General features: G+C 65.6%; 14 protein-coding genes. 4 read left to right on the forward strand and 10 right to left on the reverse strand.

The window, feature by feature from the left end:
* Nucleotides 1-52 precede the first annotated feature (52 nt).
* The 5 genes from CH276_RS23545 to CH276_RS23565 all read right to left on the reverse strand — a co-directional run bounded on the left by CH276_RS23545 (nt 53) and on the right by CH276_RS23565 (nt 9,477).
* The gene (locus CH276_RS23545) at nt 53-3,370 is read right to left on the reverse strand and encodes an arabinosyltransferase domain-containing protein (protein ID WP_094631879.1); all 3,318 of its coding nucleotides are present in this window, start codon (nt 3,368-3,370) and stop codon (nt 53-55) included.
* A gap of 75 nt (nt 3,371-3,445) precedes the next feature.
* On the reverse strand, nt 3,446-6,649 hold the full coding sequence (locus CH276_RS23550) for an arabinosyltransferase domain-containing protein (protein ID WP_094631880.1): 3,204 nt from the start codon (nt 6,647-6,649) through the stop codon (nt 3,446-3,448).
* Nucleotides 6,627-8,396, reverse strand: coding sequence for a glycosyl transferase (locus CH276_RS23555; RefSeq protein ID WP_094631881.1), 1,770 nt, complete (start codon nt 8,394-8,396; stop codon nt 6,627-6,629). The genes CH276_RS23550 and CH276_RS23555 overlap by 23 nt, the downstream gene beginning before the upstream one ends.
* 200 nt (nt 8,397-8,596) lie before the next feature.
* Nucleotides 8,597-8,986: a transcriptional regulator gene (locus CH276_RS23560; protein ID WP_094631882.1), complete on the reverse strand. Its 390-nt coding sequence runs from the start codon at nt 8,984-8,986 to the stop codon at nt 8,597-8,599.
* A complete protein-coding gene (locus CH276_RS23565) occupies nt 8,983-9,477 on the reverse strand; it encodes a hypothetical protein (RefSeq protein WP_094631883.1) in 495 nt (164 codons plus the stop codon). Before CH276_RS23565 ends, CH276_RS23560 begins: the two co-directional genes overlap by 4 nt.
* A 409-nt stretch (nt 9,478-9,886) precedes the next feature.
* Here CH276_RS23565 and CH276_RS23570 point away from each other — a divergent pair, with 409 nt between their 5' ends.
* A complete protein-coding gene (locus CH276_RS23570) occupies nt 9,887-10,447 on the forward strand; it encodes a hypothetical protein (RefSeq protein ID WP_094631884.1) in 561 nt (186 codons plus the stop codon).
* 9 nt (nt 10,448-10,456) lie between these two features.
* Here the strand turns inward: CH276_RS23570 and CH276_RS23575 are convergent, their stop codons facing one another.
* The 3 genes from CH276_RS23575 to CH276_RS23585 are packed head-to-tail and all read right to left on the reverse strand — an operon-like array spanning nt 10,457 to nt 14,564.
* Complete coding sequence (locus CH276_RS23575; RefSeq protein ID WP_094631885.1) at nt 10,457-12,346, reverse strand: galactan 5-O-arabinofuranosyltransferase; 1,890 nt, start codon at nt 12,344-12,346, stop codon at nt 10,457-10,459.
* 5 nt (nt 12,347-12,351) lie between these two features.
* On the reverse strand, nt 12,352-13,116 hold the full coding sequence (locus CH276_RS23580; RefSeq protein WP_037187221.1) for a decaprenylphospho-beta-D-erythro-pentofuranosid-2-ulose 2-reductase: 765 nt from the start codon (nt 13,114-13,116) through the stop codon (nt 12,352-12,354).
* On the reverse strand, nt 13,113-14,564 hold the full coding sequence (locus CH276_RS23585) for an FAD-binding oxidoreductase (protein WP_094631886.1): 1,452 nt from the start codon (nt 14,562-14,564) through the stop codon (nt 13,113-13,115). Before CH276_RS23585 ends, CH276_RS23580 begins: the two co-directional genes overlap by 4 nt.
* Nucleotides 14,565-14,611: 47 nt before the next feature.
* On the opposite strand from CH276_RS23585, the gene CH276_RS23590 reads away from it, so the two are divergent.
* Nucleotides 14,612-15,130, forward strand: coding sequence for a GtrA family protein (locus CH276_RS23590; protein ID WP_082074050.1), 519 nt, complete (start codon nt 14,612-14,614; stop codon nt 15,128-15,130).
* A 165-nt stretch (nt 15,131-15,295) separates the two neighbouring features.
* Here the strand turns inward: CH276_RS23590 and CH276_RS23595 are convergent, their stop codons facing one another.
* Together CH276_RS23595 and rfbA are read right to left on the reverse strand one after the other, a co-directional pair.
* A complete protein-coding gene (locus tag CH276_RS23595; RefSeq protein WP_094631887.1) occupies nt 15,296-15,880 on the reverse strand; it encodes a dTDP-4-dehydrorhamnose 3,5-epimerase family protein in 585 nt (194 codons plus the stop codon).
* Entirely contained in the window at nt 15,877-16,752 is an 876-nt protein-coding gene (rfbA, locus tag CH276_RS23600; RefSeq protein WP_094631888.1) for a glucose-1-phosphate thymidylyltransferase RfbA, read from the reverse strand. The genes CH276_RS23595 and rfbA overlap by 4 nt, the downstream gene beginning before the upstream one ends.
* 150 nt (nt 16,753-16,902) lie before the next feature.
* On the opposite strand from rfbA, the gene CH276_RS23605 reads away from it, so the two are divergent.
* Nucleotides 16,903-17,421, forward strand: a complete 519-nt coding sequence (locus CH276_RS23605) for a maleylpyruvate isomerase family mycothiol-dependent enzyme (protein WP_176459411.1) — start codon at nt 16,903-16,905, stop codon at nt 17,419-17,421.
* 276 nt (nt 17,422-17,697) lie between these two features.
* Nucleotides 17,698-18,702, forward strand: coding sequence for a dTDP-glucose 4,6-dehydratase (gene rfbB / locus CH276_RS23610; protein WP_037188736.1), 1,005 nt, complete (start codon nt 17,698-17,700; stop codon nt 18,700-18,702).
* Nucleotides 18,703-18,706: the final 4 nt, after the last annotated feature.

The raw sequence follows: 18,706 nt of genomic DNA on the forward strand, positions 1-18,706 counted from the left end.
ACGGTCGAGACGCATGCAAAGGTCCATTGACGCGGAGCGGGGGCGGGCGGGGTCAGTCCTCGAATACTCGCAGTTGTCCGTCTTTGTAGAAGCCCGATCGGGTGACGTCTGCTGTTTCGAGTTCAGCGGGCACGGCGCTCGGGTAGTACTGCTCGTAGCGCTCCAACGAACCCCAGTCTCTGGCCCAGTCGTTCTCGAGGTAGGTGGGGACGGTGACGGGCTTGGCGAGTAGTTCGGACCAGCCCAGGGGGCCGCCGTTCTCGCCGGACTGCCAGGTGTCGGTGGAGCTGACGGCGAGTGGGCGGTCGGGGAGGATGCGATATCCGGGTACCTCGGCGACGCCGTACCGGTGGTCGAAGGGACGTTGGCACGGGAATTGGAGTCCGACGGCCCAGTCGAGCAGCACGGGCTGTTCGCTGCCGATGAGGGTGTTCAGGTTTTCCATCACGGGCACTCGCGGCGGAGTGAACGCGAGCCACTGGTCGCCGGTGAGGTTGGGGTCGTTGGCGACGATGCGGACGGCGTCGGCGTCGGGTGCGATGTCCGCCAACGGGATTCGGAGGTTGCGCCACGAGGGTGCGGGTCCGATGTCGCGCGGCAGGTAGGTGCCCTGGGCCTGGACGCTACCGTCGGGCTGGCGCTTGCCGTATTCGAGCAGTAGCGACTGTCCGTAGGTGAGGGCCCCGGTGTCGTCGTACGACCAGATGCGTCCGGCTGCGGAGAAGACGACCAGGGGTGCGTCGTCGCTGCGGGCGGGTAGTTGGTACCAGCTCGAGGTGGCCGACGCGGGCTCCTGGATGCCTTCTTGGTAGGAGCCGAGGACGGGGGTGGTGGCCGGGTCGAGTCCGAAGGGCAGGGCGGCGGAGGAGCCGTTGACGCCCACTTCGCCGGTGCCTCCTGCGGTACCCGAACTCTGGCCTTCCTCGAAGGCGGGTCCGACGGCCTGTTGGTCGGTATTGCCTTGTCCCGGTTTGACTTCCACGGCGTCCGCGCTGAGGTCGCTGGGAACGCCGTCGGCGGTGAAGTTGCGCAGTGTGCTGCTCGATCCGCCGAGGGGTCCTGCGACGGGGTCGAAGTCCTCGGGTAGCGGGCTCAGCACGCCTGCGTTGGGGTTCGATTCGACGAGGACGTCGTTGGCGAGTCCGCACGAATTACCCAGTACCGATTGCACATTCGAGCGTGCCAGCGAGTAGGCGGGGTACTGCGAGACGGCTCCCTTGACGAGCGAGAGTATCTCGAAGAGCACCATGATTCCGGCGATGACGGTCAGCGGTGCGGCAGCGAACTTGCGGATGCGTTTGCCGCGCGCGGATGTCGGTTTCGGTTGTGGGGGAGCGTATCCCTCGCGTAGGTACTGGAATGCGGCGACGGCGAGGACGAGTCCGAAGAGGATGAGGAACAGGGTGCCGGACTCGTTGCCACCGAGCGAGACTGTCTTGTCGAACCACGGAACGCCGTAGCTCGAGACGTACCAGTAGCCGTTGATGCCCGAGAACGACAGTGCGAGAACGAACATCAGTCCCGCGGTGAACAGCGACCGGTTCCGCCGTGAGCGCAGGGCGCTGGCCGAGACGGCGACGGCCGTCAGCGCGGCCAGGCCACCGGCGATTCCGGCGTAGGAACCGAAGTGGTGAGTCCACTTGGTGGGGTTGAACATCATGAAGAAGATGGTGCCGAGCACGACGCCGAGCAGGCGCCAGGCCGGACCGTTCGCGATGCCGGGGATGCGTCGGCGGCGCAGCAGCACGAACAGTGTCGTGAACAGGCACAGGATCATCGTCAGGAATGCGAAGCGGCGTGCGACCGAGCCGTCGACGGTCTGTACGAAGAGGTAGTAGTAGCGCAGGAAGTCCTGGTACCACGCCTCGTTGGGGCCGATGATGGTGCGGACTCGGGTCGACTCGATGACCGTGGCGTACGTCTGGTCGGCGAAGACGACGACGAGGACCAGTACGCCTGCTGCGGCCAGTGGTGCCAGCATCGCGAGGGTGCCCACCTGGCGGTGGCGTCGGACGACGATGCGCGCGATGGGCCGGGCCCCGGCGAGAAGCGCTGCCACACACATCAATCCGGTCGGCGCGGCGGCGAGGGTGAAGGCTCCGATGAGACATGCTGCGGCTGCGGGGAGCAATCGGCCGGTGGCGATGGATCGTTCCACCGAGCACCAGGTGAGCAGTGCTCCGAGGGCGACGATCGGTTCGGGGCGCAGACCGTTGTTGTACGGCAGCCAGAACGCGAGGAACACCAGTCCGCCGGTCCACAGGGCGACGTTGGACTTGCGGACGGCACGGCCGAGGCGTGGCACCACCTCGCGGCTGATCACCATCCAGCACAGGACGCCTGCGATGAGGGCGGGCAGGCGCATCCACGGGCTGGCGGTCGAGATCTTGGCGAAGACGGCGAGTACGTCGTAGTACCAGCCGAACGGGGCCTCGGGGACGCCGAACCAGCGGAAGTAGTTGGCCATGTAGCCGGAGTGATCGGCGGCGCGGGCCATCGTCAGCAGGTAGCCGTCGTCGGAGGTGTTCGCGCCGACGAAGTGCCAACCGACCAGAGCACCGAGCACGGTGACGTCGACGCCGGTGAACTTCCACCAGTGCGACGGGAAGAAGCGGCGGTGCGCGCGACCGTCGGTGCCGTCGAGTCGACCGAGCGCGCCGATCGCCAACAGGGTGCAGGCGATCGCGAGGATCATGATCAGGGACTTCAGGAGCGTCGGCGACGACGAGAACCGCGAGTCGACGTCGACGGTGACGGACATGTCGGCCGGAGCCGCACCGCTGAGATCGCTGAAGATGCCCACGACCTGGGGGCGTAGGTCGCCGTCGAGACGGCCTTGGATCGGTTGGCCGTCGTCGTCGGTCAGTCCGGTGAATGCCGCGGAGGTGTACTGGTCGTTCGAGGTGATCTCGATTGTCGCGCAGCGGGTGCTCTCGACGTCGGCGCGAGGTGCCGTCGCGACGACCACGTTGCGGTCGAGAACGTCGACGTTCGATTCGCCGACGCGAACGAACAGACTGTTCAGTGCCGCGCCTTCACCCTGTGGGGGTGCCGTTGCCAGCAGTAGCCCGCCCGACGCGGGGAGTGCTGCGACGGCAGAGCACGGGAGGGTCGCGGTGAGACTCAGGGGTGCCTGGGACACCAGCGGGGCGTCCACGTCCTGCAGGAGCCCGTTCTGCGGCCACGCGATGGTGGCGGTGGTCTGAGTGACGGGTGCGAACGGAGTGATCAGCGCGAACAGCACACCGAGAACGCCGGCCACCATGGCGATCAGCCGGGGAACGCGTACCTGAGCACGAAGTTCGTCCGAGGCTCGCAGTGGAGCGGGAACGGGTGGACCAGCTGATGAATCTGTCACGACGTCGGGCACGAGAGTCGATGTTATGCGAGCGTGACGAAGAGGTCACACAGGCACCGTCCCCGGAATCGTTACAGAACCAGGGGATCAGTCGGTTTTCATCGGCCCGTCGCTGGCCAATCCGGACCGTGACTGCTGCTCGACGTCGATCTCGGCCGTCGCCGCGTCGGGATCGAGTGGCATGTATCTCTCGATCGAGCCCCAATCTCGGGAGTAGTCGTCGGCGAGGTACGACGGCAGTGTCTGCGCTCCGAGGAGCAGTTCGGTCCAGCCGAGCGGGCCGCCGCCGATCGAGTCCTGCCAGGCGTTGGTGGATTCGGCACCGGTGCGGTCGGGCAGGATGCGGTACTTCGGTACCTCGGCGACGCCGTCGCGATGATCGAACGGACGCTGGCACGGAAACGCGAGTCCGACGGCCCAGTCCAGCAACACCGGATCGGTCGATCCGACCAGGGAGTTCAGTGTCTGGGTCTTCGGGACGCGCGGCGGGGTGACGGCGAGCCATTGATCGCCGGCCAGGTCGTTGTCCTCGGCGACGATGCGCACGACGTCCGCGTCGGCGGGCAGGTCGTTCATCGGGACCCGCAGGTTGCGCCACGACGGCGACGGACCGATATCGAGCGGGGTGACGCGGCCCAATGCCTGAACGTCGCCGCCGTCGCGGCGTCCGTATTCCAGTTCGACGCGTTGGCCCGGGGTGACGACGCCGTCCTTGTCGACCGATCGGATGCGGCCTGCGGCGGCGATGGCAATGAGGTCGCCGTCTCCAGGAAGCTGGTACCAGCCCGAGGTCAGGGACGCGGGCTCGGTGGCTCCGAAGCTGCCCAGCACCGGAGTGGTTGCAGGATTCAAACCGAACGGCAAAGCGACTGTGCTGCCGTTGATTCCGACGTTCTCGTTGGTTCCGCCGGAGGTGCCGGCGGAGTTGGACGAGGTGGCCGCGGCGCTCTGTTCGGAGTCCTCGGGGCGGATGGAGTTGGCGCTGCCCTGCGCGGTGTCCTCGGAGTCTGCGGTCAGGTCCTGGGCGACGCCGTCGGGGGTGAAGCCGGTACTGCCGCCTGCACCCAGAGCGTCGGCTGCGGGATCGAGCGGTTGCAGGACCGAGCCGTTGACGTCGGTCTCCACCTGCACGTCGCCGGCGAGTCCGCACGAGTTTCCGGCGAGGGCGGAGAAGTTCGATCGGGCAATGGAGTACGCCGGGTACTGCGCCACAGCGCCTTTGACGAACGAGAGCACCTCGAAGGCGACGACCCCGCCGGCGACGATGGTCAGCGCGGACGGCGCGAAGCGTCGACGCGTGGTGGGTTCCTCTCGGCGATAGGGCAATCGGACGTGCTGATAGGCGGCGTAGAGCAGCGTCAGAACCGTCAGGCCGAGCAGGATCGTCGAAAAGCCTTTTCCGGCAATGGACGGCGGCTTGTCGAACCACGGAATGCCGTAGCTCGAGACGTACCACCATCCGTTGGAGCTGGTGAACGCCACCGCCGTCAGGAACAGTACGGCGGCGGTGAACAGTGTTCTGTTGCGCGGGGATCGGACGGTTGCCGCGGTGACGGCAACCGCCGCCAGCGCGGCCAACGATGCCGCGAGACCGGCGTACACGCCGAAGTGGTGCGTCCACTTGGTGGGCGTGAACATCATCAGAGCCAGTGCGCCCAGGATGATTCCGAGGATCCGACGCGACGGCCCGGTGGCCGTGCCGGGGATGCGTCCGTTCTTGCGGAGCATCACCGCGATGCACACGACGATGCACAGCAGCATCGCGAACATGCCGAATCGTCGGGCGAGCGAGCCGTCGGGCGAGATGGTCATCAATGCGTCCCAGCGGACGCGTTCTTCGAACCACGGCACGTTCGGTCCGATGGCCGAACGCACCCGGGTCGCTTCGAGGACGGTGCTCAGAGTCTGGTCGGCGAAGATCGCGATCAGCACCGCCAGTCCCGACGCGACCAGCGGCGCAAGGACGGCGAGCAATCCCACCTGGCGAGCTCGCTTGACCACGATCATCACCAGCGGGCGCAGTCCGGCGAGCAGGGCGGCGACGGCGATCAACCCGGTGGGACCGGCGGCGAGAGAGAACGCGGCGATCAGGGTGCCGATGGCGGCGGGCAGCAGCCGTCCGGTGGCGATGGCTCGTTCGATCGAGCACCACGTGAGCAGGGCACCGAGGGCGATGATCGGTTCGGGGCGCAGTCCGTTGTCGTAGGGCAGCCAGAAGGCGAGGAACACGAATCCGGCGGTCCACAGTGCGACCCGGTTGGTGAGCACCGCGCGACCGAGGCGGGGGATGACCTCGCGGCTGATCACCAGCCAGCACAGCAGAGCCGCGATGGTGGCGGGCAGGCGCATCCAGATACTGGCGGTGCTGACCTTGGCGAGGGCGGCGAGCATGTCGTAGTACGGCATGCCGAACGGTGCTTCGGGGACGCCGAACCAGCGGAAGTAGTTGGCCATGTAGCCGGCGTTCTCGGAGACGCGGGCCATGTTGAGCAGGTAGCCGTCGTCGGAGGTGTTCGCGCCGATGAAGTGCCACAACACCAGCACGCCGACCACGACGGCGTCGACTCCGGTGATCGACTTCCAGCGTGAGGGGAGGAATCGGCGGTGGCGTCGACCGTCCATGCCGTCGAGGCGATGCAGCGAGAACAGGGATGCGATCACAGCGAGTGCGCCGACGATCATGGCCAGCAACTTGAACGCGGTGGGACTCGAGGAGTAACGCGAGTCGATGTCCGCGCGCACGGTCAGGCCGTCGACCGGGGCGGTGAGGTCGGTGTAGACGCCGACGACCTGCGGCCGGATGTCTCCGTCCACCGTGATCGCCTCGCCGTCCAGATCGACGATGGTGTTGGTGGCGTTGGACGACACGGTCAGGGCGCAGTTGCCGCTCAGCTCGGAAACGGGAGTCTCGGCAAGAACCCGATCGCGCAGCAGAACCTGCAGTCGGCCGTCGTCGACCCGCACGATCAGTGCCTTCTGCTCGGTCTTCGCAGCGGCGATGGGTGCAGTGGAGACCAGGGTGCCGCCGTCGGTGAGAGCACTGGCCGCGCTGCACGGAACGGTTGCTTCGAGGTCGACGGGCGAGTAGCTCACCAGCGGGGCATTGACGCTGCCGAACGAACTCTGCGGCCACGACAGCGTCGCGACGTCCTGCTGAACCGGCAGCAACGGAGTCGCGATGGCCAGAACCGCACCGATGATGCCGGTGACGATCGCTACCAGCCGGGCGGTTTTCGGGTTCGGAGCGGTCTCGGGCACGCCGACGATGCTATGGGACGAGCGTCCGCACATCCCACACCCATACGCCACCGGTGTATCGAGGCTGGACACCGACGAGGTCGGTCACGGTGGTGCGTAGGGCGATGGTGTTCTTGCTCGGCGGCAGGACGACGACGTCGGCCTCCCAGAACGCCATGTCCTGCGCTGCCTGACTTCGCTGATCGTCGGTGATCTCGGGAACGGTGCCCGAGTCGTAGACCGAGCCGAGCAGCAGTGCGGTGGGCCGGTCGACGGCTCCGTACTTGGCGACCTTGTCTTCTTGGTCGCTCGGTCCGACGAAGTATCCGGCGGCCAGCTTGAAGCCCATGTCGGCGTCCATCTGCCAGCGCAGCGGGCGCGCGTCCTCGGGCCGTGGGAGGGGAACGGTGACGACGGAACCGTCGTCGACGTAGTTCTCCCATTCACCGTCGGCGAAGAACTCCGGGGTCGGGGACTTGTCGACGGTGACCAGCGGCGTCGGGATGAGGGGCACGAGCGCGAGGGCGAGTCCGGCGATCCAGAATGCAGGCAGCGGACGCAGTCCGTTGCGGAACGTTCGATCGGTGGCCAGGACGAGCAGCAGGGCCAGGGCAGGCACTGCGCCCAACGCGAAGCGGGTTTCGAGCACGGATTCGACGAGGGGGTACTCGGCGAGCTTCGTCCACGGCAGCGTGATGCCGGTGTCGTTCTTGCCGATCACCAGCGTCGCGCCGAGCGAGAGCACGCTCATGACGATCGCGGTCGCGGCGGCGGCACGGGCCGATGCGACTCGCCACATCCACACCGCGGCAACCAGGCACAGCACCAGCAGCGGCCAACCGAAGTACGCGTTCTCCTCGGTGGCGTTGATGCGGACGTTCTGCCCCGGCGTCGCCTCGCCGCCGAGGGATTGCGTCGGGAACTGGAACAGCGCTTTGGCGTCGTTGCCCATCGGCCCGTGTTCGAGGAACGAGTACGACTGCGGGCCGAAGAACTGCCACCACAGCGGAAACGCCACGAGAGTCAACGCGATGCCCGCCGATACGGCGAGTCGGGGCACGGCATTGCGGACGGCGGGCCACAGCGATCGCGGCCGTGACAGGTAGTAGACGACGGCGAAGATGGCGAACGACATCGCGAAGATCAGCAGCGGTTCTTCGCCGAGCAGGACCTGCAGCGCGACGATCAGGCCGAGGCCGACAGTGTTCTTGGTGGTACCGCCGCCGCGGGCGATGCGGGTGACCAGCATGACGATGACTGGAAGCAGGAACAGCACCACGAAGTTGGGGTGGCCGTTGGCGTGCGAGATCGCGCCGGGGGCGAAGCCGCACAGCGCACCGCCCATGGCCGCGGCACCCTTGGATGAGTTGAGCTGGCGGGAGAACAGCCAGAACCACGCGAACGACGTTCCTGCCAGTCCGACGGTGAGGGCAATTGCCCAGGTCACCGTGGGTCCGAAGAGCAACGTGATCGGGGCCAGCGGGATGGAGATGCCGAACATCGCCGTGTTCGCCATCAGATTCACCCCGAGCGGGTAATTCTGCAGGTCACTCGCAAACGGGTTGCTCAGCGAAGCAACCGAATGCGCGGCGACGGAGAAGAACCACTCCCACATGGTCTGGTCCTGGCCGCTGTTGTAGAGGTAGCCGCCACCCAGATTGCGCCACTGGCCCTGCAGGACGTAGACGGCAGCGACCAGAAATCCGACCGCTGCAACGACGTCACCACGTCCGACGCCGGAGTGTCGAGCCGGTGCCGTTGTCGGCTGCCGCTCGAGAACTCTCTGGTCGTGGGTGGTCATCGCGTCGAGGTTACAGAAACATCACGGTGGGCGAAAACTGGAACGACCGGGGTCACAGCGGGAGGTGCTGAGGCTCTCCGCCATCGACAGTGTCGAGCGAGACGCATTCCTACGAGGGCGCAACCCATCGCGGGGGTGGCATTTCGGCTGGGCCCCCGCCCCGAGCTTTCGATGCGACCATCGGCCGCAGCCTCGTTCGATCAGCCGAACTCCGGTGTTGCGCCGAATGTAGGACTCCACGTTCGTAGTTGTGGGTGAGACGGCTCTGGTGCGGGGTGGCCGTTGGCGATGACATCGAGTTCGGCGATGTGGGAATCGAACGCTTCACGGCCGGCGTGCGTGAGCTTGACCCACGTCACTCTCCTTGCGTCCGAACGTGACAGCGACGCAGTCTTGTTCGTCGAGACGTAGCCGGCGTCGGAGAGAGCTTTGAGATGTTTCGACAGCGACGCGTCGCTGATCCGAAGGGTGTCACGAATGACCGCGAAGTCGATCTCGTCGATTCGGCGCAGAATTCCGCACACGCGCAGGCGGACGGGTGCGTGTATGACGGCGTCGAATCTCGGTCCAGCACTTGGATTTTCGGTCATGACCAAGTGCTCCGGCTCCGCCGGCCGGTCAGTTGCCGGATGCCTCCGGCGTGTAGGTGGCGTCGGTATTCGCCGTCGAACACGCGGCCCCCGAACAGCACGATCACGAAGCACATGGCCTGCGGCACGAGAACCCACCACGCGGACAGTGACGCCACCACGCCGTAGGACACGCTCAACAGGCCGAGCACGCCGATCAGAAGCCCGACCAGAACACCCCATCCGGTCGAACCCACTGCCGCCGGCCGCACTCCGGATATGCGGGGATAGAGCAGAGCCAATGTTGTTGCTACGACGACGGGGAGGGCCGCGAGCGCCGCACTGACCTTGCCGTCGGGCAACGCCGGTGTGCCTACGTACAGGGCGGTGGATGCCGCGAAGGCCGGGTAGAGCCAGGACGGCGCAACAAGACGGTCGGCGAGGGCGACGCGATCGGCGTGGAGTGCACCCAAGAGATCGCGAGCGTAGGCCGGCGACTGATGACTTTCCATAGCGGCAACACTAACACTTTCCCTAGAGGCAAGTGTTATGTTCGGTTCTGCCATCGCACGACACACACATGGAGGTTCATGAAAAAGCATCCGGCCATCACCCGTTCACTCGTCCTCTCCAACGCGCTCGCGGCAGTGATCGGCTCGAGCTCCGCGCACACGCCGAGCCCCACCTTCGACGTGCCGGCCCGCTGAACAAGCGATGAGACATACCGAACTTGCCAGTCCGAACGACGAAAGACGACGCCCTCGTGAACTCCGGAGGGTCCTCGTTCCGAATCGGAAGAGAAGAGAAGACGTGAAAATTGCTCTGAAGAATCTTGTTCCTGTCGTGACGTTGTGTGTATTGGCTCTGAGTGGTTGTGCCAGTGGCGATTCGGATACCAGTTCAGCGTCGGAGCTGAGACCGGTGCCCGCAGAGACCGCAACCAGTTCGGCTACGGCCGAGCCGTCGACAGCGCTCGAGGTCGAATCCCAACAGGAATCGACTGTCGCTCCGCCGACGCGAACACCGGAGGAAGCAGCCGACCTGGTGCCGGGTGGTGGTGGTGCGATCTTGCAGCCGTCGGGAGACGAACCAGGCAACGTCGATCCCGCGACGTTCCGGACGGGAGGCGGTCAATACAACTTCGTTTCGCCGACGGGCAACATTCACTGCGGCATCTGGGACGCCGATGGGCCCGAGGGGCGAGTGGGATGTCAGGCGGTGGACGGCAGGAACCCCTTCGAGGGGCCCCAATGCTCGAACGCCGAGAACGACAAGGTCGCCGTTCGCGTCACCGGGGCGGGCCCGGAAAACCTGTGTACGACGCAGGGCATCTACGTGAACGCGAACGCTCCGGTGCTCGAGTTCGGCCAGGTGCTGTCGGCCGAGGGCGTGGTGTGCGAGTCCGGTCCCGACGACATAGTCGCATGCACCGCGCCTGCGGGCGGGTTCACGTTCTCCCGAGGTATCAACTACACCTACTGATCCGGTCGGTCATGCAGTGCGCACCACCAGCGCGAAGGGTCCGATGTCGGTCACGGTGAAGCGTGGATCCTCGAACAGTGCCTCGGGGAAGGTGACGGTGTAGCGGCGCACGTTCGGGTCGTTCGGGTAGACGTCCTCGGCCAGGCGCAGGGTGTAGCCGTCGGCGCCGCGGCGGAACAAGAACGCATCCGGTGCGCGCCACTGGCTGCTCTCCAGCGCGTCGATCAACTGATCGGGTGTCTCGAGTTCGGTCCATTGCTCGATGGCATCGGCTCGCTGATCGAACTGCGCCAGCGGGTTGGCGTAGTGAGAGGTCAGTCCTTGGAAGCCGAAGTACGGGTAGTAGCTCAGGAACGAGGTGTCCGCGGTCAGTACGACGGTTTCGTCGCGCGGACGCTGGGTCTGCTCGGTCAGGGCTTCGTCGACCTCGCGGTAGTACGAGACCGCGCTCGGTGGGCGCATGTCGGCGCGGTTGCCGTCACCGTCGGTGTCGGAGTAGGCGACGGTGATCTCGGTCTGCAGTACCTGGGGGATGTTCTGCGCGTAGGTCATGGCACCGATGGCCGCTACGACGACGGCCGCGATACGGAACTTGGGTGGCTCGTTGATGGCCTGGTAGATCGCGTGGCTGCCTTCGAGGAAGCCGAAAACGCCTGCGCTGCCGAGCAATACGATCAGGACTGCTTCGAGGCGGAACGAGAGCAGGGTGGTGCCCGCAGCAGTGGCTGCCATGGACAGCAGAGTCCACAGGTAGATCGATACGACGCCGACGCCGAGTGCCTGTGCCCGGCGTGAGGACGAGAACCGCACCGCGACCCATACTGTGCCGATGAGGCACAGTCCGCCCATCAGGGAGAACTCGAACATCGGGAAGGGAAGTGTCGCACCGGCTTCGGGCAGGTAGTGCAATGCCGTGCCCGACGTGGACGGCGCACCGCGCAGGAATTCGATCAGGTACGGCAGCCACACGGTCGCGGCGATGAGGCCCGAGATCGCTGCGATCGCGGCGACCTTGATCGCGATGGGAACCAGGACGTTCCAGGACTTCCGCTCGCGATATGCGAGGACCGCGGCGAACAGTGCCATGAGTACGACGGTGAACGCCGCCAAACCGAGGTACAGCGTGTAGAACGTCGCGGCCAGCCCGAGGAAGAGTCCGGTGCCGACCACCGCGCCCCACCCACCCGATGCGCTTCGGTGCAGCGCTCCCCACGCGAGGACCAGTGCCGGAGCGAAGAGCATCACGATCACGGCGCTGTATGCCTCGGGGGAGGCGTGGGCGACGACGAGTGCGGTGGTGACGGCGCTGACGGCGACAGCCCAGTCGGCTCGGATGAGCGCCTTCCACAGCACGAACGACACGACGGCGGTGACGGCGAGTAGCCCGATTGCGTAGGGCTTGAACACTTCCCAGCCGTCCATGCCCAGGATGTTGCCGACGCGTCCGCCGAGCCAGAACCAGCCGGCGGGGTAGAACGGCGGGATGTCGGCGTACGTCATGTCCCGCAACGACGCCGAATCCGTCAGCCGAGTCAGGTATTCGGTGCGAAACTCCTGGTCTACGGAGATGCCGAACAGGTAGAGCTTGGTTGCAGCCAGCGGCATCCCGAGGGTGACGGTGACGAAACCGCTCAGCCCGACCCATGCTGCGAGTCGAGCGATCCACGGCCACTTGTGAATTCGGTACAGGTAGATCGACGCGGCGAACAGTGCTGCGGCAACCACCTGCCCGAGCGTCGTGATCGCGCGGGTGACGTTGGACGAGTTGAACGCCGGCCACTGAACCAGTGAGAAGGCGTACAACCCGACCGTCGCCACCACGACTGCGAAAAGCGCACCGAGAGCGATCTCCCCGACGGCAGAAGCGGTTCTGCGAGCCGGTGCAACCCCGATTGTCATCGAGATCAGATGGGCAGCTTGCGGAAGATCGGCCGCGGCACGTGCCGCAGCACCATCATCACCAGACGCCACGGCGCGGGAGTCCAGATGAGGGGAGTGCCCTTGCGTGACGCGTTCACCGCGAGCTTGGCGATGACCTCCTTGTCGACGGTCATCGGGGCTTCCTTGACGTGCGCGCTGAACTTGGTGCGCACCATGCCCGGACGAACGACGGTGACCCGAGGTCCGAACTCGCGCAACGCTTCTCCGAGTCCGAGGTAGAAGCCGTCGAGTCCGGCCTTGGTGGAGCCGTAGACGAAGTTGGAGCGTCGTACCCGCTCGCCCGCCACCGAGGACATGACGATGATGCGGCCGTAGGCCTGCGCCTTCATCTTCTCGCCCAGCAGCACGCCGACCGAGACCGAGGCGGTGTAGTTGATGTTCGCGGCGAGGACGGCCTTGCGCTGGTCCTGCCAGAGCTGCTCGGCATCGAAGTCGACGGCGAAGGCCACGATGGCGACGTCGACGTCACCCTTGGCCCACGCCGCGTCGATGACCTTCGGGTGCGAGGCCGTGTCGAGTGCATCGAAGTCGATGACGTCGACGGACTTCGCGCCCTTGGCGTTCAGCTGTGCGACGGCGCTCTCGCGCAGCGGATCGTTCGGCAGCGCGGCGAGGATGACACGTGCCGGCGACTTCGACAGGTACTCCTCGGTGATCGCGAGACCGATCTCGCTGGTGCCACCCAGAACGAGAATCGTCTGGGGGTTACCTACGGCGTCTATCGTCACAGCAGTTCCAGCCTTCTAGCCATATCGGAGGCGAAAACGCCTGTGGGGTCAACGGATCGACGAACCTTGATCCATTCGTCGATTCGCGGGTACATCGAGTGGAACGTCTCGGCGGTGGTCCGCGAGTCCTTCGCCGTGTAGAGGCGTCCGCCGAATTCGAGAACGCGCTTGTCGAGCTCGCGGACGAATTCGTTGAGGCCCGGCTTGATGGGGAAGTCGACGCAGATGTTCCAACCCGGAATCGGAAAGCTCAGTGGCGCTTTGTTACCCGGCCCGAACAGCTTGAACACGTTGAGGAACGAGTAGTGGCCCGACCGTTGGATGTCGACGATGATCTTCTTGAACTCGTCGACGGCCTCCGGCGGCACCACGAACTGGTACTGGAGGAAGCCCTTGGAGCCGTAGGCGCGGTTCCATTCACCGAACATGTCCAGTGGGTGATAGAACGCCGTCAGGGACTGAACCTTGTTCCGGTAGTTGCCGGCCTTGCGGTACCAGACCTCGCCGACGGCGGAGAACGTGTACTTGTTCGCAAGACCGTTCGGGAAGATGTCCGGGAACGTCAGGAGCGGCTTGGCGTTGAATCGCAGCGGATCTTTCTGCAACTTCTCCGGCAGCTGGTCGAGCCGAGCCAGCGATCCACGGGAGAGGGCTGCGCGGCCGAGCTTGGGCGGCGGAGCAACCGCGTCGAACCATGCGCTCGAGTAGTCGTAGTTGTTCTCGCTGCCGTCGCTGTGCAGCGCGATGGTTTCGTCGAGGGTGCTGGTGACGTCGCCGTCGGCGATGAAGTACGCCGTTTCCGTGGGCGTCATCTCGATGGTCGCGCGCAGGATGATGCCGGTCAGACCGTTGCCGCCGACCGTTGCCCAGAACAGTTTGGCGTTCTTGCCCGACGGCGTCAGGTGCCGGATCTGACCGTCCGCCGTGAGCAGTTCCATCGAGCGGACGTGGTTGCCGAAGCTGCCCGCGCTGTGATGGTTCTTGCCGTGGATGTCGGTGCCGATCGCACCTCCGATGGTGACCTGTCGCGTACCCGGCAGCACCGGTACCCACAGACCGAACGGCAGCGCAGCACGCATCAGCTGATCGAGGTTGACGCCACCGTCGACGTCGACGATGCGCGTGGACGCGTCGATGCTGTGAATGCCGTTCAGCGCATTCATGTCGATGACGAGGCCGCCGGAGTTCTGCGCGTTGTCACCGTAGGAGCGGCCTAGGCCGCGGGCGATGACGCCGCGTCGGAGGTAGGCCGGCTTGGAGTCGTTCTGCTCGGCGACCTGCTTGACCGCGTTCGCGATGAGCTCGGGGTCGGAGGTCGAGAGCACCTCTCCAGTGGAGGGAGCAGTGCGGCCCCAACCGGTGAGTGTGCGGGTCTGCGTGGGTAGCGGCGCAGTGTTCCCGGCCTGTGGTTCCAGGGGGAAGAGTGCGTCGTCGGCTGTCGTGGACATCGCTCAAGAGGGTACCCGCACCGCAGCAGCGGCTAGTGTCAGTCCTCGTGTCCACCCCCGACCGCTCCGCAGAAGAAGGCTCGACGGGCGACGACTGGTCGCCCGAGGACGAAGAGTTGCAGCATCACGTCCCGCTACCCGTCGAGCTGCCGTTGACCGAGAACATCGCCGACGCGGCCCTCGACCTCAAGACGCAGGTGCTGCGGTTCCTGGCGACGGGTGTGTTGTCGGCGATCGTCGACCAGGGCGTCAACCTGCTGCTGCATTTCGTGTTCGGCGTCGGTGTGACGCTGGCCAAGGCCATCGGCTTCGTACTCGGAACGACGACGGCCTACCTGATCAATCGCCGCTGGACGTTCAACGCGGCCCCGTCGCGGGCTCGGTTCTTCGCCGTCGTCGCGCTGTACGGAGTCACCTTCGCCGTCCAGGTGGGCATCTACACCTGGCTCTACCAGGCCCTTCCCGACGGCTTCTGGTACGCCAACGTGGCCTTCGTCATCGCGCAGGGCACGGCGACGGTCATCAACTTCCTCGTTCAGCGATTCGTGATCTTCAAGATCCGCTGAGCCTCCGGGTTCGGGCTCCCGGGGGTCCGCAAGCGCGGGTTCGCCCCCAGAGGTTCGCAAACGCGCGCGCACTTGCCGGACGCGCGCAGAATCGCCCGTGTCCGCGAGCGATTTCCCGCGCACCCGACGAACGCGCGCGCGTTTGTCCGATCCGGCGCTCGCCGCTCACGAGAAGCTCGGCAGGTCTCCGCGTTCGAGTGCTTCGGCGAGGGTGGGGGCGGCTGTGTCCTTGTCGGAGAGTTCGTAGGTCAGGGGCGATCCGTCGCGTGCGGTGGTGGGCCAGTCGATGCCCAGGGCGGGGTCGAGTGGGTTGATGTCGCGGTCCAGGGCCGGGGTGTACTCGAGGCTGCACAGGTACATGACGGTCGAGTTGTCCTCGAGCGAGAGGATGGCGTGGCCGAGTCCTTCGGACAGGAACACTGCTCTGCGGTCGATGTCGTCGATCAGCACGCTGTCCCACTGCCCGAAGGTCGGTGACCCGACGCGGAGGTCGACGATCACGTCGAGGAACGCTCCGCGGGCGCAGGTGACGTATTTGGCCTGCCCGGGTGGGTTGGTGGTGAAGTGGATCCCGCGCAGCACGCCGGCGGCGGAGACCGAGCAATTCGCCTGCAGCAGGTTCAACGACCGCCCCGTCGTCTCCTCGAAGAGGCTCGCTTTGAACCATTCGAAGAACACACCGCGATCGTCGCCGAACTGGCGTGGGGTGTACTCGTAGGCACCGGCGATGCTCAACTCACGAAAGCTCATGCTCGGTGTCCTCGGTCGATCAGATCCAGCAGGTAGTGGCCGTACCCGGATTTGACGAGTGTCTCCGCCCGGGCGCGCAGTTCGTCGTCGGTGATGAATCCGCGTCGCCACGCCACCTCTTCGGGGGATCCGATCTTCAGGCCCTGACGTTGTTCGATGGTGCGCACGTAGTTCGAGGCATCGAGCAGCGAGTCGAAGGTGCCGGTGTCGAGCCAGGCGGTACCGCGGGGGAGGACTTCGACCTGGAGGCGGCCTGCCTCGAGGTAGTGGCGGTTGACGTCGGTGATCTCGTATTCCCCACGCGCGGACGGCTGCAGGTCGCGGGCGATGGCGATGACGTCGTTGTCGTAGAAGTACAGCCCCGGGACGGCGTAGTTCGATTTCGGGGCGGCGGGTTTTTCTTCGAGGGAGATGGCTTTTCGGTTCGCATCGAATTCGATGACGCCGTAGGCGGTGGGGTCGGAGACCTCGTAGGCGAAGACGGCTCCGCCGTCGATGGTGTCGAAGCGAGACAGTTGGGTGCCCAGGCCGGGGCCGTAGAAGATGTTGTCGCCCAACACCAATGCCGCGGAGTCGGTGCCGATGTGGTCGGCACCCAACACGAACGCCTGGGCGAGGCCGTTGGGCTCGTGTTGGACCTTGTAGGTCAAGTCGATGCCGAATTGGGAGCCGTCACCGAGCAGACGCGTGAACTGGTCGGCGTCCTGGGGTGTGGTGATGACGAGGATCTCGCGGATCCCGGCCAGGATCAGAGTCGAGAGCGGGTAGTAGATCATCGGTTTGTCGTAGACCGGGACCAGCTGCTTGCTGACGCCCATCGTGATCGGATGAAGACGCGAGCCCGTGCCGCCCGCCAGAATGATTCCCCGCATGACGGCGAAGTCTTCCAGACCCTCCGATCACCCGCTCGCTTGTGCCGCTCCGTTTCCGCGCGCGATGTGGAATCCGCCTCTAAACTTCGTCCTGCCCCGCAGCTGTGGGGAACGGGACCGACTGACCACCGAGAACCGAGGACAAGCCACGTGACGACGACGAACCAGATCGCCACCGGTATCGATCAGGTCACCGCTCTGCTCTCCACAGTGACCGAAGCCGAACGCCCATCGGCGACGCCCTGCACCGAGTGGACCGTCGCCGACCTGACCGATCACCTGGTGAACACCGCTGCCAACCTGGTGACCATGGCTCGGGGTGGAGAGATCGACTGGTCGGCGACGCCCGAGTCGTCCTCGGATCCGATTCCGCTGTGGACCGAGCGGACTCGCGAACTGCTGGCCGAGATCGACGCAGGTTCGCCGCTGCCGCTCGGCATGGTTGCCGCGGAACTCTCGGTGCACGCGTGGGATCTCGCGACCGCACTCGGTCGCGGCACCGATGATCTCGACCAGACCGTGCCCGAGGAGGGGATGGTGTTCATGTCGGCGAACATGACCGACGAACGGCGCGGTGGTGCCTTCGATCCAGAGCAACCGGCACCCGACGACGCGAACGCGTACGAGCGTTTGGCGGCTTTCGCCGGCCGCACCGTCCGAGGCTCCTGACAGGTCCGACGGCCGATCGCTCAACCGAGTTGGCGACATCGGCCTACGTGATTCGGTAGGGCCGACACGGCACTCCCTCGTACGGTTCGGGCACTTCCGGTGCCAGCTGCGGGATTGCCCACATGAGGCCGAACGACAGCGCTATCGATGCCGCGAGACGAACAGGAATCTTCCCCAGACCCATCCGATTACTACTCCCCCGAAGTCGAGCAGAAGCTAGCACGCGTGGCAGACAAGATCGGCCCGCACGAGCATCCCCCGGTAAAGTGCCTGTTCATGAGAATTCTCGTCACGGGTGGGGCCGGGTTCATCGGCGCGAACTTCGTACATCAGACCCTCGCGCAGCGTCCCGATTCCCAGGTCACCGTGCTCGACAAGCTCACCTACGCCGGTAACAAGGCTTCCCTCGATCCGGTGGCCGATCGAATCGAGTTCGTGCACGGCGACATCGCCGACGCCGATCTCGTCGACCGCCTCGTGCGCGAGACGGACCTGGTCGTGCACTTCGCCGCCGAATCCCACAACGACAACTCGTTGACTGATCCCTGGCCGTTCGTACACACCAACGTCATCGGCACCACCACCTTGCTCAATGCGGTCCGCGAACACGACGTCCGCTACCACCACATCTCCACCGACGAGGTCTACGGCGACCTCGAACTCGACGACCCGGCGCGGTTCACCGAGTCCACTCCGTACAACCCGTCGAGCCCGTACTCGTCCACCAAGGCGTCGAGTGATCTGCTGGTGCGGGCCTGGACGCGTTCGTTCGGCGTCCGCTCCACCATCTCCAACTGCTCCAACAACTACGGCCCGTATCAGCACGTGGAGAAGTTCATCCCGCGCCAGATCACCAACATCCTCAGCGGCTCCCGGCCCAAGCTCTACGGCGCCGGGCAGAACGTGCGTGACTGGATCCACGTCGACGACCACAACAGCGCCGTCTGGGCCATCATCGACGGCGGCCGCATCGGCGAGACCTACCTCATCGGAGCCGACGGCGAAGCGAACAACCGCACCGTCCTCGAAGCGATTCTCGAAGAGACCGGCAACGCACCCGACGCCTTCGACTTCGTCACCGACCGCCCCGGCCACGACCTGCGTTACGCCATCGACTCGACCAAGCTCCGCACCGAATTGGGTTGGACGCCAACGTATGTCGACTTCCGTGCCGGCCTGAAGGCGACCGTCGACTGGTACCGCGAGAACGAGCAGTGGTGGCGACCGCAGAAGGACGCCACCGAGGCCGTCTACGCGGCGAAGGAGTCGGTCCTGCCCTGAAGCA

Origin of the sequence: Rhodococcus sp. 06-470-2 (assembly GCF_002258235.1) — a bacterium.
Taxonomy (GTDB): Bacteria; Actinomycetota; Actinomycetes; order Mycobacteriales; family Mycobacteriaceae; genus Rhodococcoides.